This is a genomic window from Pseudomonas fluorescens, from assembly GCF_004683905.1.
Lineage (GTDB): Bacteria > Pseudomonadota > Gammaproteobacteria > Pseudomonadales > Pseudomonadaceae > Aquipseudomonas > Aquipseudomonas putida_A.
Genome location: NZ_CP038438.1, coordinates 2112373 through 2130776, shown reverse-complemented (window position 1 = coordinate 2130776; position 18404 = coordinate 2112373). Strand labels below are relative to the sequence as shown.

Genomic DNA, 18404 nt, shown 5'->3' with positions numbered 1-18404 from the left:
GTGGGCGCGATCCTCCATGGCGCGCCCACCGCCCTCTACGTCATCCAGGCGAACCGCCCGAGCAGTGCCGGTGTTCGCCGCTCCTTCAAGCAGGGAACCTCCATGAGCAAACCAACACGCGGGGTGATCAATGAATTGTTCGCCCTGCTCAAACCCTTTCGACTGATCGTCAGCGTGTCGATCCTGCTTGGCATGGTCGGTGGCCTGAGCGTCACCGCGCTGCTGGCGACCATCAACAACGTGCTGCACACCGAGGGCGCACTGACCAGCACCATGGTCGCGGTGTTTGCCGGCCTGTGCCTGCTGGCGCTGACCAGCTCGATCTTTTCCGACATCGGCACCAATTTCGTCGGCCAGCACATCATCGCCAAATTGCGCAAAGAGCTGGGCGAGAAAGTCCTCTCGGCGCCGATCGAGCAGATCGAGCGCTATCGCAGCCATCGGCTGATTCCGGTGCTGACCCACGACGTCGACACCATCAGCGACTTCGCCTTCGCCTTTGCGCCGCTGGCGATTTCCCTGACCGTGACCCTCGGTTGCATGGGCTACCTGGCGATGTTGTCGTGGCCGATGTTCTTGATGATGGCGGTGGCGATTCTGATCGGCACGGTCATTCAGTACATCGCGCGCGGGCGTGGTATGCAGGGTTTCCTCAAGGCCCGTGACTACGAAGACGAGTTGCAAAAGCACTATCACGCAGTCGCCGAGGGCGCCAAGGAACTGCGCATCCACCGCCCGCGCCGGCATCGCATGTTCGTCTCGGGTATCGAAGGCACGGCCGACAAGATCTGCGACACGCAGGTGCGTTCGGTGAACATTTTCGTGGTCGCCAAGACCTTGGGTTCGATGCTGTTCTTCGTGGTGATCGGTCTGGCGCTGGGCCTGCAATCGCTGTGGCCGAGTGCCGACAAAGCGGTGATGAGCGGTTTTGTGCTGGTGCTGCTGTACATGAAAGGGCCGCTGGAACACATCATCGGCACCCTGCCGATCGTCAGTCGCGCGCAAATCGCGTTCCGCCGGATCGCCGATCTGTCCGAGCAGTTTTCCTCGCCAGAGCCGCACCTGCTGCTCAGCGATCAGGGCCACCAAAAGACCCCGGTGCACAGCCTGGAACTGACCGATGTCTCGTACAGTTTCCCGACGGTAGAAGGCGCCAAGCCGTTCCGGTTGGGACCGGTGAACCTGAAAATCGAACAGGGCGACATCATTTTCATCGTCGGCGAAAATGGCTGCGGCAAGACCACGCTGATCAAGTTGCTGCTGGGCCTGTACGCGCCACAGCAAGGCGAAATCCGCCTCAACCAGCAGCTTGTCGATGCCGCCAACCGCGACGATTACCGCCAGTTGTTCACCACGATTTTCGCCGACTATTACCTGTTCGACGACGTGGTCCAGGGCGATACGCATATCCCGGAAGACGCCAACCAATACCTGGAGCGTCTGGAAATTGCGCACAAGGTCAGCGTGCGTGACGGCTCGTTCACCACCACCGACCTGTCCACCGGCCAGCGCAAGCGTCTGGCCCTGATCAACGCCTGGCTGGAAGAGCGTCCGGTGCTGGTGTTCGATGAGTGGGCCGCCGATCAGGACCCGACCTTCCGGCGGATTTTCTACACCGAGCTGCTGCCGGACCTGAAGCGCCTGGGCAAGACCATCATCGTCATTTCCCACGACGATCGTTACTTCGATGTCGCCGACCAACTGGTGCGCATGAGCGCCGGCAAAGTGGTCACTGAGCTGCAACCCGCCTGACTGTGAAAATTTTGTAAAAAATTTGCGTTGAGCTTTCCGGTTTTCGGAAGGCTCAACGTCTTACTAACAGTTAATAGAAATAGTTCTCAGTCAACACTTTGAAGAGTAGAAGAACAATGCCCGCACCGCACGGACTCCACCCGCTCGCCAAGGCCCTGCTGATCCGCCGCTCCTTCCGTTGCACCTTGCCCGCGTTCTGCGCCATGGCCCTGACTGTGCCGATGATCGGCCAGGCCCAGGCCGCCGCCGTGGCGATCAATATTCCTGCACAGTCGCTGGGGAGCGCGTTGCAGGAATTTGGTCGCCAGACCAACCTCCAAGTGCTTTACAGCCCGGATGAAGTCAGCGGCCTGCGCAGCAGCGCCGTCAGTGGCAACCTGGAACCGACCGCCGCCATCGCGCAACTGCTGCAAGGCACCAACATCGCCTACAGCGTCGAGGGCAACAACGTCGCCTTGCGTTCGCGCAGCACCGGCGGTGCCAGCCTCGATCTGGCCCCGACCAGCATTTCCGCCACCGCCGAATCGGCCTGGGGCCCGGTCGACGGGATCGTCGCCAAGCGCAGCGCCACCGGTTCGAAGACCGATTCGTCGCTCAAGGAAATCCCGCAGACCATCAACGTCGTCACTCAAGACGAAATCAAGATGCGCGGCTCGAAGACGGTCACCGAGGCCCTGCAATACACACCGGGCATGACCGGCGGCGGTTTCTCGGACCGGGTGAAGATCTTCGACGAACCGACGTCCCGTGGCTTCTCCCCTACTCCGCTGTACCTCGACGGCCTGCACATGCCTTACGGCGGCGGCAGCACCGGCGGTTCGCTGCAGATCGACCCGTACACCCTGGAGCGCGTCGAAGTGCTCAAGGGTCCGGCCTCGGTGCTGTACGGCCAGAACCAGCCGGGCGGTATCGTCAACATGGTCAGCAAGCGTCCGACCGCGACCCCGCTGCACGAAGTGAAGCTCGGTGGCGGCAGCTATGACCGCAAGTACGGTGCCTTCGACCTCGGCGGCCCGATCGACGATCAAGGCGAATTCCTCTATCGCCTGACCGGTGTGGTCAACGACAGCGGCTCGGCCATCGACTACGCCAGCCAGAACCGCATGCTGCTGGCGCCAAGCCTGACCTGGCTGCCTAACGATCAGACCACCATCACCGTGTTCGGTCAGTACCAGAAAGATCACGACGTACCGGAAGCCCAAGGCCTGCCGGCCAACGGCACAGTGCATCGCAGCCAGGCCGGGCGCATCAGCCGCAGCCTGTTCCTCGGCGAGCCGGACGTGAACAAGTACCACCGCGAGCAGTTCGTCGTCGGTTACGAGATCGCTCACGAGCTCAACGACGTCTGGACCCTGAAGCAGAACGCGCGTTACGCCGACATCAACGACCAGTACGTGGCGCCGCTGCACGGTTATGCGTTCCCGACCAACCCGGTTACCGGCCTCAACGACGGCAGCTACCAGAGCCGTTATGCGGTGGACTGGTCGCAGCACAACAAGGTCTACGGCATCGATAACATCGCCCAGGCCAAGTTCCACACCGCCGACGTCGAGCACACCGTGCTGCTGGGTGTGGATTACTACCACTACAATTCGAAATTCCTCGGCCTGTACGACCGCACCGCTCCAGGTCTGGATCTGTACAACCCGGTGTATGGCAGCCAGATCAATTTCCGTCAGCCGTACAAATGGGACAACACCATCACCCAGACCGGCCTGTACGCTCAGGATCAACTGCGCTGGAACCAGTGGTTCCTGACCCTCGGCGGTCGGTATGACTTCGCCGAAACCGACAACAAGCAACCGCTGAGCGGCGGCCACAGCAACCAGAAAGACGAGAAGTTCACCGGGCGTGCCGGCCTGGGCTACGAGTTCGACAACGGCATCACGCCGTACGTCAGCTACGCCGAATCCTTCCTGCCGCAAACCGGTACCGACATGAGCGGCGGCGCCTTCGAACCGACCACCGGCAAGCAGTACGAAGTCGGCGTCAAGTACGAGCCGAAGGCCATCGACGGCTTCATTCAGCTGTCGGCGTACCAGATCGACCAGGACAATATGCTCACCACCGACCTCAACAACCCGGGCTTCAGCACCCAGAGCGGCTCCGTGCGTTCGCGCGGTATCGAGCTGGAAGGCAAGGTCAACGTCACCCGCAACCTGCGCGTGCTGGCGGCGGTGTCGCGTAACCAGACCAAGTGGGAGAAGGACAACGACGGTCGCGAAGGTCGCACTCTGGCCATGCGTCCACCGCTGACCGCCTCCGCGTGGGTCAACTATGACTTCGACATTTCCACCGCCCTCGCCGGTTTCGGCATGGGCCTGGGCGCCCGTTACGTGCGCAGCAGCTACGGTTCGGATTACGAGTCGGACTCGTTCCAGATTCCGTCCTACACCGTGTATGACGCCATGGTCTCTTACGACCTGGAGAAATCGCCGCTGCATGTCAAAGGCGTGAAGCTGCAAGCCAATCTGCAGAACCTCACCGACGAGAAATACGTGGCCGCGTGCAACGGTACCCTCGACTGCTACTACGGCGAAGGCCGCACCATGACTGCTGACGTGACCTATAACTGGTAATACGTTTAGCGCTCACTGAAACGCCGGCATTTGCTGGCGTTTTTTTTGGGGGGCTGATTGGGGCTTGGCGGCCTTTGGGCCGACCAGGCTCTTGGGGTTTTGGGTGAATATCCGTTGCTGCGGTAACGGCCTCCTATGGTTCCGCCCTTACGGCGGGTCACTTTTTCCAAACGCCGAAAAAGTAACCAAAAAGGCTTCCCCCGGCGTACGGCACTTCGCTGAGGCTCAGTGTTCCCTCGCTACGGTGTCCATCCGGGGGCATCGCCTACGGTTTGCTTCGCTGCACCTCCTCTCGATGTATGCGGCTCCGCCGCATGGCGCTGCGCGCCTAACCCCCGGATGGACACCTACGCTCGGCCTGCCGAAGGGGCAAAAGATCAAAAGCCACATCAAGAGCCAAAGCCAAAGCCAAAGCCAAAGCCAAAGCCAAAGCCAAAGCCAAAGCCAAAGCAGATCAAAAGATCGCAGCCTTCGGCAGCTCCTGCATGGGATTGGGTGTTTACAGTTGGAGTTTGGTCGGCTGTCAGGCCGCCTTCGCGAGCAAGCCCGCTCCCACAGGGGGATGGGGTGTGGTCAGTTAGAGACTGGTCGGCTCGCAGGCCGCCATCGCCAGCAGGCTGGCTCCTACAGTTCAGATTGCGTGCCCCGCATGCGGCGAAGCCGCCCCACTCAACACAATGAGCGTTAGCTCGAGTACCGCTTTTGATCTCAGGGCCCGTCGGCAGGCTGAGTGCAGGGATTTATCCGGGGGTGGGAGCGCAGCGACCGTTTGGCGCAGCCAAACACAGCGAGAGGAGGTGCAGCGAAGCAAACCGTAGGCGCTGCCCCCCGGATGAATCCCGGAGCGAAGGAACCCGAGCCTAAGCGAGGGCCGAACGTCAGGGCATAGACCTTTTGGTTACTTTTGGGGCGTTTGCCAAAAGTGACCCGCCGTAAGGGCGGAACCCTAGGCGGCCGTTACCGCAGCAACGGATATTCACCCACTCACCCACCCACCCCGTCAAGCTAAAGCAAACACCTCTACCAAGCGCCCAGCAATCAACCCCAGCGCCTCTTCAGCCTCATCAACAATCGCCCCCATCCGCATAAAGTCATGGGTCATGCCCGAGTACACCTGCAAATCCACAACAACCCCCGCCGCCTGCAAATGCCGGGCATACGCCACCCCCTCATCGTGCAACGGATCACACTCGGCCAACACCATCAGCACCGGCGCGACATCGGCCGGAACTTCGCCGAGCAACGGCGAGAAACGCGGATCGAGACGATCGCTGGCATCACGCTGATAGTGCGCGTAGAACCACTGCAGCGAAGCCTTCTCCAGCAGATAACCTTCGGCGAAACGCTCGATCGAAGGCGTGCTGCGACTGGCATCGGTGACCGGATAAATCAGCACCTGCAAACGCGGCTGCACAGCGGCATCCGTCAGTTGCGCAGCCAGCACCGTGGCCAGGCTGCCACCGACGCTGTCGCCGGCAATCGCCAGCCGCGCCGTGTCGATGCCCAGATCAGCAGCACTCGCCACCAGCCAGTCCCAGGCATCCTGCGCATCGTCGGCCGCCGTCGGGAAGCGATGTTCCGGCGCCAGTCGATACGCCACCGACAGCACCACACAATCCGCCAGCAAGGCCAGCGCGCGGCACAGCGAATCATGCGAGTCGAGGCTGCCGACCACATAGCCGCCGCCATGGAAATACAACAGTGCCGGACGTCCGGCGCCCGCCTGCAACGGATGATTGCTGTAGATCCGTGCGTTCAACAGTGCACCGTCACGCACCGGCAATTGCAGCTCATCCACCACGGCCAGTTCTTCACCGCCGGCGTCCATCAGCAACGATGACTGATCGAATTGTTCACGGGCCTCGCTCGGGGTCAGCTCATGCATGCCGACGCGTTTGCCACTGGCCCGGCCGTTGCCGACCAATTGCAGAAATGCGGCGATATCAGGATTCAATGACATTCAAATCTCCAAAGCGATCGGGCGCCATCAGCGCCCGATCGGTTTTGCTTGGGTTTCACAGCAGGTTTCAGGACATGACTACTGATTCAACGATCTGGCCGAGCATTTCTTCAGCCTCGGACAGGAAAGTTTCATCGCGCGGGATCTGGAAGTGCCCGCAATCCAGCCATTCACCGCCCATGCCCGGCTGGCCGAGTTGCGCCGCCAGCTCCAGTGCCTCGGCTTCGCGACCCAAGGTCCACCAGCACGTCGGGTTGACGGTCAGCGGCGCACAGCGCTCAAGCTTGAGCGACAACTGCTTGAGCCGGCGCGCCACGCTGAACACCTGCGCCAGTTCTTCGGCACCCAGCGCCACATAAGTCGACGCCCCGCGCTCGGCGCTCATGGCACGCTGGAACAGCGCACGCAGGTTGTGCGGCGTTTCTTCACCGTCGATGGACAGGCCCGGTGCGGCGTCCGGCAGCGTCACCTGCAGGAAATCGCGCAGGTCAGCTTGCCAGTCATCGACAGCCCCGGCGTCGACCGCCGCCGACGGCACGAAGCTGTCGACCAGCCCGACAAACTTGACCTGTTGCCCGGCCTGCTCCAGTTGCGCGGCGATCAACATCGCCAGCGTTCCGCCCAGCGACCAGCCCAGCAGGTGATACGGCCCCTGCGGCTGTTTCTGGCGAATCTGCGCCAGGTAATCACTGGCCATTTCCTGCAGCGAGGTGTCGTTGAACGCCGGATCCAGCAGCATCCGCGACTGAATCGCCAACACCTGGCGTTGACCGCTCAGGCGCCGCGCCAGCGGCTCGTAGTCGAACACCGTGCCAAAACCGGCGTGGAGGCAGAACAGCGGCGCCACGCCCCTGACCTCGGCGTTCATCGCCAGCAACCCGGAGGCTTTTTCCGCCGTGCCCTGAACACTCGCTACCAGTTCGCCGATGCTCGGTTTCTGCATCAGATCGCGCAGTTTCAGGCTCAGGCCCTGAGCCTTGAGCACGCGGCTGCGGGCCACCACTTGCAGGCTGAGGATCGAGTCGCCACCCAGTTCGAAGAAGTTGTCGGTGAGCCCGACCCGTTCGATTTTCAGCACCTCCTGCCAGATCTTCGCCAGGGCTTTTTCCAGCTCGGTGCGTGGCGCCTGGTAATCCTGACGCTGTTCGGCATCCGGATTCGGCAGCGCCTTGCGGTCGAGTTTGCCGTTCGGCGTCAGCGGCATGCGCTCAAGCACCATCAGGTGTGCCGGCACCATGTAATCCGGCAGGCTGACCTTGAGTTGCTCGCGCAGACGTTCGCCCAAGCCGTCGGCCGGCGTCTCGGCAGCGGCCAGTACGTAGCCGAGCAGTTGCTTGCCGCTGACACCCTCGCGGGCCACTACGGCGGCGTCACGCACGCCCGGCTGCTGCTTGAGGCGCGCTTCGATTTCACCCAGCTCGATGCGGAAACCACGGATCTTCACCTGATGGTCGATCCGCCCGAGATAGTCGACAGTGCCGTCGGCACGCTGGCGCACCAGGTCTCCGGTGCGGTACAGGCGACTGCCGTCGGCGCTGAACGGGTTGGCAACGAAACGTTCGGCGGTGCCACCGGCACGCCCCAGATAACCGCGCGCCAACGCCCCTCCGAGGTACAACTCACCGGCAATGCCGGCCGGCAGCGGGTTGAGGTCGCTGTCGAGCACATAACCGCTGCGCTCGCCGACCACGCTGCCGATCGGCGCATAGGCCGCGCCGCATTGATCGTCGACCGCGGCCTTCCAGATCAGCGGCGTGACCACCGTCTCGGTCGGGCCATAGCCGTTGATGATGTACTGCGGTTGCAGTGCGCGTTTGGCCAGTTCGAAACTCGCCACCGGCACCGCGTCCCCGCCGAAGCAGTAGATCCGTACCGGCGGCGGATTGCCGTGCTGCTCAGCGTGTTCGGCCAGTTGCTGCAGGTACACCGGCGGGAACGCGGCCACGGTCACGCCATGCTGATGCAGGGCGTCGTAGGTCTGTTCGGCCGTCCACAGGCTGTCGTCGCGAATCAGCAAACGCGCGCCGTGCGTCAGGGTGGTCAGCCAGCGCTCATGCGCGCCGTCGAACGCGAACGACATGAAGTGCAGCTCGCAATCGGTCTCACTCATTTCATAACGCTGACCGATCGCCTGGCAGTGCATCGCCAGCGGCCCGTGCGCCACGCCGACACCTTTCGGCTGACCGGTGGAGCCGGAGGTGTAGATCACGTAGGCCAGGTTGCCCGGCTGCACCGCGACCTGCGGCGCCGAATCTGGCTGAGCGCGCAGATCCAGCTGATCGAGTTCCAGCACATGCAGGTTGGCCTGGGTCGGCAGCACCTGACGCAAACTCGAATCGCTGAGCAGCAAGGCGATGCCCGAATCGTGCATCAGATAACTCAAGCGCTCGCGGGGATAGGTTGCGTCCAGCGGCACGTAGGCCCCCCCGGCCTTGAGCACCGCCAACAGCGCGACGATCATGTTTTCGCTGCGTGGCAGGGCCACACCGACCCGCACTTCCGGACCGACACCTTCGGCGATCAGCGCATGCGCCAGACGATTGGCCCGCGCTTCGATCTGGCCATAACTGAAGGCTTGCTCATTGAAGATCACTGCGGTTTGTTCGGCACGCTGCGCGGCCCACCCTGCAATACGCTGATGCACCGGCGTGGTCTGCGCTTGCGTGACAAGATCCGGCGCGGGCGAGACTTGACCGGTCGGCAGACCGATGCGTCCCAACGCCTGCCCGGCGTCCTGAACCAGGGCCGTGAGCAGGCCTTCCATGTTGCTGCGGATGCCTTCCACGGTCGCCAGATCAAAATGCTCGCGCAGGAACATGTACTCGATCACCAGCCCCTCTTCGAGCGTGACCATCAAGTCCATCGGAAAGTTGGTCAGGCCGGCGTTGCTGATCTCGCCAAACTTCAGCGAATCATCGCGCCACTCGCGCAGCGCCTGATCGATCGGGTGGTTTTCGAACACGATGATGCTGTCGAACAGCGACTGCCCGGCACGCCCGCCCCAACGCTGGACGTCGGTCAGCGGGGTATATTCGCGCTCGCGCATCTCCAGGTTGAAATCCTGCAACTCGCGCAACCAGGCGCCCACGGCCTGCTCGGCCGGCACGTCCTTGATCACCGGCAAGGTGTTGATGAACAGACCGAGGATCGATTCCGAGGCCGGCAGACTCGCCGGACGCCCCGCCACCGTGGCGCCGAACGCCACGCAACGCTGGCCGCTGTACCGGCTGAGCAGCACCAGCCATGCGCCCTGCACCAAGGTGTTGAGGGTGATCTGCTGCGACTGGGCAAAGGCTTTCAACTGCTCGGTGCGGGTTGCGCCCAAACGGCTGTACAGCGCCTGGTGACCGCGACCGCTGCCGGTGCGCGTCACCGCGTCCGCCAGATAGGTCGGCTCGTCGAGCCGGCTCAGGTGCTGACGCCAAAAACCTTCGCTGGCATTCGCGTCCTGCTGCTGCAGCCAGTTGATGTAACCACGGTACGGCACCGCTTCGGCCAGTGGTCGTCCGGAATACTGGCTCAGCACTTCACCGATCAACTGCGAACTGCTCCAGCCGTCGATCAGGATGTGATGGTAAGTCCAGATCAGCTGATAGCTGTGCTCGCTGACTTGCACCAGTGTCAGCCGTTGCAGCGGTGGCTGGTCAAGGTCGAAGCCCTTGGCCCGCTCGGCATCCGCCAGGCCTTGCAAGGCTTCGGCCGAATGATCCTGCTCACGCCAGTCGAGCAGACTGAACGGCAACTGCGGATCGGCGAGCACGAATTGCAGCGGCTCGGCCATGTCCTGCCAGAGGAAACCGGTGCGCAGAATGTCGTGGCGACGGCTGACGGTTTCCCACGCGGCTTGCAAGCGCAGTGGCTCAAGGCCCTGCACCGGAACGCTCAACTGGTTGACGTACAGGTCCGATTCCGGCGAATTCAGGCCGAGGAACAGCATGCCCTGCTGCATCGGCGACAAGCGATAGAGCCCGTCCAGTTGCCCGGCCGGCAGTGGCAGTTGCGCCACCTGCGCCTCGCTCAAGCCGTGCAGCGGCAGATCGATCAGCGCCGGCTCCGGCGCCACACGCCCTTCGGCAGCCTGCACGCACAGGGCCAGCTGCTGAATGGTCGGTTGCTGGAACAGGTCTTTCGGGCTCAGCTCCAGTCCTTGCTGACGGGCGCGACTGACCACTTGAATCGAGATGATCGAGTCGCCGCCCAAGGCAAAGAAACTGTCGTGGGTGCTGACCTGCTCAAGGCCCAGCACCTCTTTCCAGATCTCAACCAACGCCTGCTCGGTGGCGTTCACCGGTTCGACATGCAACTGCGCGGCACTCAGTTCCAGTGCTGGCAGGCGCTTGCGGTCGATCTTGCCGTTGGGGGTCAGCGGCAGTTGCGCCAGCCACAGGCGGTGGCTCGGCACCATGTAGTCCGGCAGGGTTGCGCTCAGCCAGTTGCCGAGGGCTTGCTGGAGTTCGGCCTGTTGCTCGGCGTTGGCCTCGATGATCGCCGGATCGCTCGGCACCAGATAGGCAATCAGTTGCTGACTGCCCGACACTTCGCTGGCCACGACCACCGCTTCACGCACGGCGGCATGCGCCAGCAGACGCGCTTCGATTTCGCCCAGCTCGATACGCAAGCCGCGAATTTTCACCTGATGGTCGATCCGGCCCATGTACTCCAGCTCGCCCTCCTCGCGCTGACGAATCAGGTCGCCAGTGCGGTACATGCGCTCGCCGCTGCCAACGAAAGGATTCGGCACGAAGCGCTCGGCGGTCATCGCCGCACGCCCCAGATAACCGCGCGTGATGCCGGCGCCGGACAGGTACAGCTCGGCCGAGACGCCCTGCGGCACCGCGTGCAGATCGGCATCCAGCAGATGGCTGGCGCTGTGATCAAGCGCACGACCAATCCGTGCCTGACCGCCAGCACTGCGGCGGGTCCAGGTCGAATAAGTGGTGTCTTCCGATGGGCCGTACAGGTCGTAGACGTGTTCGACCGTCGACTGCTGATACAGCGCGTCGACCAAGCCTTGTTTCAGCGGTTCACCCGCCAGATTGATGATGCGCACGCTAGGCGGAATCTGCCCCGCGCGGTGCAGTGCGGCAATCGCCGACGGCACGGTATTGATCAGGCGCACCTGATCGCGGGCCGGCAGTTGCGCCAGCTCCAGCGCATTACGCGCGATGATCAGCGAGCCACCGTTGGCCAGGGTGACAAACAGTTCCCACACCGACAGGTCGAAGCACACCGACGTCGAGGCCAGTACGCCTTGAATGTCCTCGCGGCTGTAGACCCTGGCGGACCAGTCGATCAGCGCCATGACGTTGCGATGGGCAATCGCCACGCCTTTCGGTTTGCCGGTGGAACCGGAGGTGTAAATCACGTAGGCGAGGTTGTCCGGTTGCACCGCAGTCTGTGGCGCAACAGTCGAATAACCGCTCAACGAAACCTGATCCATCAGCAGCACTTGCGTATCGCCCGGCACGCTCAGGGTCAAGGCAACCGCCTGTTCGGTCAGCAACACCCGCGCCCGGCTGTCCTCCAGCATGTAGGCAACGCGATCCGCCGGGTAATCCGGGTCCAGCGGCACATAGGCGCCACCGGCCTTGAGCACCGCGAGCAAGGCAATCAGCAACTGCTCGGAACGCGGCATGGCCACGCCCACCCGCACTTCCGGACCAACACCCAGCTCAAGCAGCTTGTGCGCCAGACGATTGGCCTGAGCATCCAGTTCGGCGTAGGTCAACTTCGTATTGGCGAAGGTCACCGCCAAGGCATCCGGGGTCGCCGCCACTTGACGGGCGATGGCTTGATGGATGCACAGATCGGTGGAGAAGTCGGTACTCACCTGCGGGCTATGCTCGATCAGGTTCAGTTCACTGAGCGAACGCTCACCCGACTCGCTCATCTGCCCGAGCAAGCGCTGCAGATACCCAGCCAGTTGCACCACGCTGTGCGCGGCAAAGCTTTCGCACTGGTAGCTGAAGTGCATCGACAACTCGTCGCTCAAGTGCACCAGCAGCGTCAGCGGGTAGTTGGTCTGCTCATGATTGTGGATTTCACCGAAGCGCAGTTCTTGTGGTGCGCCCTGCGCCAGCGCCTCGGACACCGGGTAGTTCTCGAACACCAGAATGTTGTCGAACAGCGCCTCACCGTTGCGCTCGGCCCAACGCTGAATGTCGAACAGCGGCGTGTGCTCATGCTCACGCAAGGCCAGGTTCTGCGCCTGCACGCTCTGCAACCATTCGCCAACGCTCGATGGCGACTGCGGACTGGCGATGACCGGCAAGGTGTTGATGAACAGACCAATCTGCTGCTCGACCCCTTTGAGCTCGGCCGGACGCCCCGCCACCGTGGCGCCGAACGCCACACACGGCTGGCCGGTCAGGCGCTGCAACAGCAGCAGCCATGCCGCCTGAATCAGCGTGTTGAGGGTGACTTTCTGCTGGCGCGCGAACTCGCCCAGACGCCGCGTCTGCTCAGCGTCGAGCACGCAGAAATGTTCTCCGTGGCCGTCGCGCGGTGCATCGCCGCGCTGCGCCTGCAACGCTTGCGCGAGCAAGGTCGGCGCTTGCAGGTCAGCCAGTTGCGCGGTCCAGTAACGCTCGCTGGCCTGTACGTCCTGGCGCTGCAGCCATTCGATGTAATCGCGATAACGCCCGGCCAATGGCGGCTGGGCAACCCCGCTGTAGCGCTGCAGGACTTCACCAAGCAATTGCGAGTTGCTCCAGCCGTCCATCAGGATGTGGTGGTTGGTGTAGATCAAGTGGCAGCGCTGCTCGTCCAGACGCACCACGACCATGCGCAACAGCGGCCCCTGGCTCAGGTCGAAACCTTGCGCCTGTTCGGCTGCGGCCAGTGCATTCAGATCGCTCTGACAATCGTCACGATCACGCCAGTCGAGGACGCGGAACGGCATGTCCAGTTGCTTGTGCACCACTTGCACCGGACGCGCCAGTTCACCCTGCCAGACAAAGCTGCTGCGCAGGATGTCGTGGTTGTCCACCGCCGCTTGCCAGGCTTGCTGAAAGCGTTGCGGATCGAGGCCTTCGACATCGAGCCGAACCTGGTTGATGTAATCGCCGGTGGCCTGCTCGTAGAGGCTGTGGAACAACATGCCCTGCTGCATCGCCGACAGCGGATACACATCGGCGACCTGGCGTGGCGCCAGCGGAAAGTGATCAAGCTGCGCCTGCGTCAGGCCGGACAGCGGGAAGTCCGACGGGGTCAGGCCTTCGATGCCCGGGGTCAGGCAATGGTCGATCAACGCTGCGAGTTCTGCGGCGTAATCTGCGGCCAGGGCTTCGATCACCGCGCTGTCGAAGCGCTCACTACTGAACGTCCAGCCCACCCGCAGCTCGCCGCCATACACCTGACCGTTGAGGGTCAACCAGTTGCCCAGCGGCGCCTCCGGGCTCTGATCGAGGCCGGCGTTGTCCGGCGACGGCACGAACAGCGCAGCCTCGTCGCCAGCGAAACTGCCGTCGAACTGCCCAAGGTAGTTGAAGGTGATGCGCGGGCTCGGCAAGGCCTGCAGGCTCTGCTGCGCTTGCGCATCACCGAGGTAACGCAAGGCGCCGAAACCGATGCCCTTGTTAGGGATCGAGCGCAGTTGTTCCTTGATCTGCTTGATCGACTCGCCAAGCGTGTCTGCCGGTGTCAGGCGCACCGGGAACAGGCTGGTGAACCAGCCCACCGTGCGGGTCAGATCGACGCCGTTGAACAGTTCTTCGCGGCCATGGCCTTCGAGCTGGATCAGCGTCGACGCCTGCCCGCTCCAGCGTCCAATGACCCGCGCCAGCGCCGTCAGCAACAGATCGTTGACCTGAGTGCGGTACGCCGCCGGGGCCTCTTGCAGCAGTTGGCGGGTCAGCTCGGTGCCGAGCCGGGTTTGTACGGTCTGGGCCAGACGATTGTCCTGACTGGCGTCAACGCGTTTGCACGGCAGATCGGTACTTACATCGCTCAGGCAGGCCTGCCAATAATCCAGTTCGGCCTGCAACGCCGGGCTGTTGGCGTAGCGCTGCAAGTGCTCCCCCCAGTCCTTGAAGGCGCTGGTCCGGGACGGCAGGCTCAACGGCTGATCATTCAGCAATTGCTGATAAGCGTTTTGCAGATCTTCCAGCAGAATCCGCCACGACACGCCGTCCACCGCCAAGTGATGAATCACCAACTGCAGACGCTGCGTGCCATCAGCCACATTCGCCAGTACCGCACGCAGCAACGGCCCGTGTTGCAGATCGAGACTGCGCTGGGCGCGGTTACCCAAGGCTTCAAGGGCGGCGGCATCGGCCACGTCCTCCTGCCAGAGCAGGTTCTGCGGCAGCGCTTCGACCGCGCGGTGCTCGGCCTGCCACACGCCATCGCGCTGGGTGAAGCTCAGGCGCAAGGCATCGTGATGAGCCACCAGTGCGCGCAACACTTGCTCGAGTTTTTCAGCGTCCAGCGCCTGCCGCGGTTGCAGCAGTACCGACTGGTTCCAGTGATGACGCTGCGGAATTTCGTCGGCGAAGAACTGCTGCTGGATCGGCAGCAGCAACGCCGCACCGCTCGCGGCTTGCTGATCAATCGTCGATTCGTCGCCACCCCACTGCGCGACCAGCGCCAGACGCTGCACGGTCTGGTGCTGGAACAGGTCTTTGGGATTGAGGCGAATGCCGGCCTGACGGGCACGGCTGACCACCTGAATCGAGATGATCGAGTCGCCGCCCAATTCGAAGAAGTTGTCGTTGATGCCGACTTGCGGCAGCTTCAGTACGTCTTGCCAGATCGCGGCCAGACCCTGCTCCATCGCGCTTTGCGGCGCCTGATAGGCCTGCTGCGCCTGGCTGGCGTCCGGTGACGGCAAGGCCATGCGGTTGAGTTTGCCGTTGGCGGTCAACGGCAATTGCGCCAGCAGCAACAGGTGCGCCGGAACCATGTGATCCGGCAGATTGGCCTTGAGTTCGGCGCGCACGCTGTCGCGCCACAGCGCCTGTTCGGCCGGGCTTGCGTCGAGCAGCGCGGCGTCGCCTGGCACCAGATACGCCACCAGTTGCTGACCGCTGAGGCCCGGCTGCGCCAGCACCACGGCCTGGCGCACGGCAGCCTGTTCCAGCAGTTGCGCTTCGATCTCGCCAAGTTCGATACGGAAACCGCGAATCTTCACCTGATGGTCGATCCGCCCGATGTATTCGATCACGCCGTCGGCGCGGTAGCGCGCCAGGTCACCGGTACGGTACAGACGCCCGCCATCGGCGGCGAACGGGTCGGGAATGAAGCGCAGGCTGGTCAGATCCGCACGGTTCAGGTAACCACGAGCCAAGCCGGCACGACCGACGTACAGCTCACCGATGCAGCCTTTGGCGACCGGGTTCAGATCTCCGTCGAGCAAGTACCAGGACAGATCGAGAATCGGTTCGCCGATCGGGCTGCTGGCGTCACGCTGCAAGTCGGCCAGCGAAATCGGCCGGTAGGTCACGTGCACGGTGGTTTCGGTGATGCCGTACATGTTGATCAGTTGCGGTGCCTGATCGCCGAAACGCTCGAACCATGGACGCAGGCTTTTGACCTCCAGCGCCTCGCCGCCGAACACCACGTAACGCAGCGCCAATGCTTGCGCCGCGTGCTCCGGGGCGCAGGCCACTTGCATCAGTTGCTTGAACGCCGAGGGCGTCTGGTTGAGCACGGTGACGCCTTCGCGGCAGAGCAAGGCGAAGAAATCTTCCGGCGAGCGGCTGACCTCGTAAGGCACCACCAGCAGTTTGCCGCCATACAGCAGCGCCCCGAAAATCTCCCACACCGAGAAATCGAAGGCGTAGGAATGGAACAGGCTCCAGACATCCGTGGCGCCGAAATCGAACCACGCATCAGTGGCCTCGAACAGGCGCAGCACGTTGCGGTGCGCGAGCAAGGTGCCCTTTGGCTGACCGGTCGAACCCGACGTGTAGATCACGTATGCGAGGTTGTCGGCGCTCATGCGCACTTGCGGATTGCTGTCGCTGTAACCTTCGAGGTCTTCGCGATCCTGATCGAGCATCAGGCTGCGCACCGAGTCTGGCACGGGCAAACGCGCGAGCAGATGACTTTGCGTCAACAGCAGGCCGATGCCGCTGTCGCCGATCATGTAGCTCAGGCGTTCCTCCGGATACGTCGGGTCCAGCGGCACATAGGCACCGCCGGCCTTAAGAATCGCCAGCAGGCCGACCAGCATGTCGAGGCTGCGCTCCACCGCCAGACCGACGCGCACGTCCGGGCCGACACCGCTGGCAATCAGCTTGTGGGCCAACTGGTTGGCGCGGCTGTTGAGTTCGCAGTAACTCAAGGCCTGCCCGGCACAGCTCACGGCAATCGCTTGCGGGGCGCGGGCGGCTTGTTGTTGGATCCGTTGATGCAGGCACTGCTCGCTCGGGAAATCGCGGATGGCCGGGTTCCACTGCTGCAAGGTCGCCGCGCGTTCGGCAGCGTCATGCAGCGGCAGTTCGGCGATGCGCTGAGCGCTGTCGGCAACGATGCCTTGCAGCAGATGGGTCCAGTGTTGCGCCAGACGTTCGATGGTTTCGACGTCGAACAGGTCGGTGGCGTAGGTCAGCTCGGCCCAGACGTTGTCGCTCGATTCAAAGGTGTTCAGGGTCAGGTCGAACTGCGCTGTATTGGACGCCCAAGGCAAGCCTTCAATTGCCAGGTTCGGCAGCCGCGTGGCGCCCTGCGCCTGGCGCACCTGGCTCTGGTGGTTGTGCATCACCTGGAACAATGGGCTGTGGCTGAGGCTGCGCTCCGGTTGCAGCGCGTCGACCAGTTGCTCGAACGGCAGATCCTGATGCGCCTGGGCGCCGAGCACCGTATTTTTCACTTGCTGCAGCAGGCTGCGGAACGTCTGCTGACTGTCGAACTCGGCCTTGAGTACCTGGGTGTTGACGAAGAAACCGATCAGGCCTTCGGTCTCGACCCGGTTGCGGTTGGCCACCGGCACCCCGACGCGGATATCGGCCTGACCGCTGTAGCGATGCAGCAAGGTCTGGAACGACGCCAGCAACAGCGCAAACAGCGTGACGTTCTCGCGCTGCGCCAGGTGTTTGAGCGCGGTGGCCAGTTCGAGGCTCAGCGGGATCTCGCGACGGGCGCCACGATAGCTCTGCTCGGCTGGACGCGGCCGGTCGGTCGGCAACTCCAGCAGCGGTTGATCGCCATCGCCGAGTTGTGCGGTCCAGTAGCTCAACTGACGTTCGCGTTCACCGGCGTCCATCCACTGTTTCTGCCACACGGCGTAGTCGGCGTATTGCACCGGCAGCACCGGCAATTGCACGCTCTGGCCCTGGCTGTAGGCGGCATACAACGCCACCAGCTCATCGACCATGACATTCATCGACCAGCCATCGGAGACGATGTGATGCAAGGTGATGACCAGCGCGTGGTCATCGGCGGCCAGACGCAGCAGTTTGACCCGCAGCAACGGGCCTTGCTGCAGATTGAACAGGTGCAGGGTTTCGGCGGCGACCAGCGCTTGCAGCGCCGCCTCGTCGAGATCCGCCGCCACGTCCTGCACCTGCAGATCGAGCGTGCCGTGAGCCTGGATCACTTGCAGGGTCTGCCCCTGCTGCTCGACGAAGCAGGTGCGCAGCGATTCGTGGCGCTCGATCAGCGCGTCGAAGCTGCGCTGCAACGCCGGCAGATCCAGCTCACCGCGCAGACGCAGCGCCGCCGGCACGTGATAAGCGGTGCTGGTCGGTTCCAGTTGCCAGAGGAACCATTGACGCTCCTGGGCATAGGACAGCGCCAGCGGTTGCTGGCGTGGCAAGGCAACAATCGGCGGCTCCCGATGCGCCTGATCGACACCCAGCGCGGCGACAAAGTCTTCCAGCGTGCTGTGTTCGAACAACGTGCGCAGCGGCACTTGAACGTTCAGCGCCTGACGTACGCGCGAGACCACTTGCGTGACCAGCAACGAGTGGCCGCCCAGTTCGAAGAAGTTGTCACTCAGGCCTACGCGATCAAGCTTGAGCACCGCCTGCCAGATTTCGGCAACGCTGTGCTGAGTGGCGGTTTGCGGGGCGATGTAAGTCGATTGCAGCTGGCTGGCGTCAGGTGCCGGCAAGGCTTTGCGGTCGACTTTGCCGTTCGGCGTCAGCGGCAGTTGCGCGAGGAACAACAGG

General features: G+C 63.1%; 4 protein-coding genes (1 of these 4 running past the window's edge). 2 read left to right on the top strand and 2 right to left on the bottom strand.

Going from position 1 to position 18404, the window contains the following annotated elements; genetic code table 11:
- Nucleotides 1–102: 102 nt before the first annotated feature.
- Nucleotides 103–1752 (top strand): cyclic peptide export ABC transporter, encoded by a 1650-nt coding sequence (locus E4T63_RS09585; RefSeq protein WP_135295332.1) that lies wholly within the window; start codon nt 103–105, stop codon nt 1750–1752.
- 116 nt (nt 1753–1868) lie between these two features.
- Nucleotides 1869–4331 carry a TonB-dependent siderophore receptor gene (locus E4T63_RS09580; protein ID WP_135295331.1) on the top strand — a complete coding sequence of 821 codons (2463 nt, stop codon included), beginning with the start codon at nt 1869–1871 and terminating at the stop codon, nt 4329–4331.
- A gap of 1000 nt (nt 4332–5331) precedes the next feature.
- On the opposite strand, the gene E4T63_RS09570 is transcribed toward E4T63_RS09580, so the two are convergent.
- Nucleotides 5332–6291 carry an alpha/beta hydrolase gene (locus tag E4T63_RS09570; RefSeq protein WP_135295330.1) on the bottom strand — a complete coding sequence of 320 codons (960 nt, stop codon included), beginning with the start codon at nt 6289–6291 and terminating at the stop codon, nt 5332–5334.
- Between the two features lie 67 nt (nt 6292–6358).
- On the bottom strand, nt 6359–18404 hold the 3' portion of the coding sequence (locus tag E4T63_RS09565) for a non-ribosomal peptide synthase/polyketide synthase (protein ID WP_135295329.1). The gene runs 2951 nt beyond the window's last position; 12046 of the gene's 14997 nt are visible here — the last part of the coding sequence; the start codon falls outside the window, past its right edge; it ends in the stop codon at nt 6359–6361.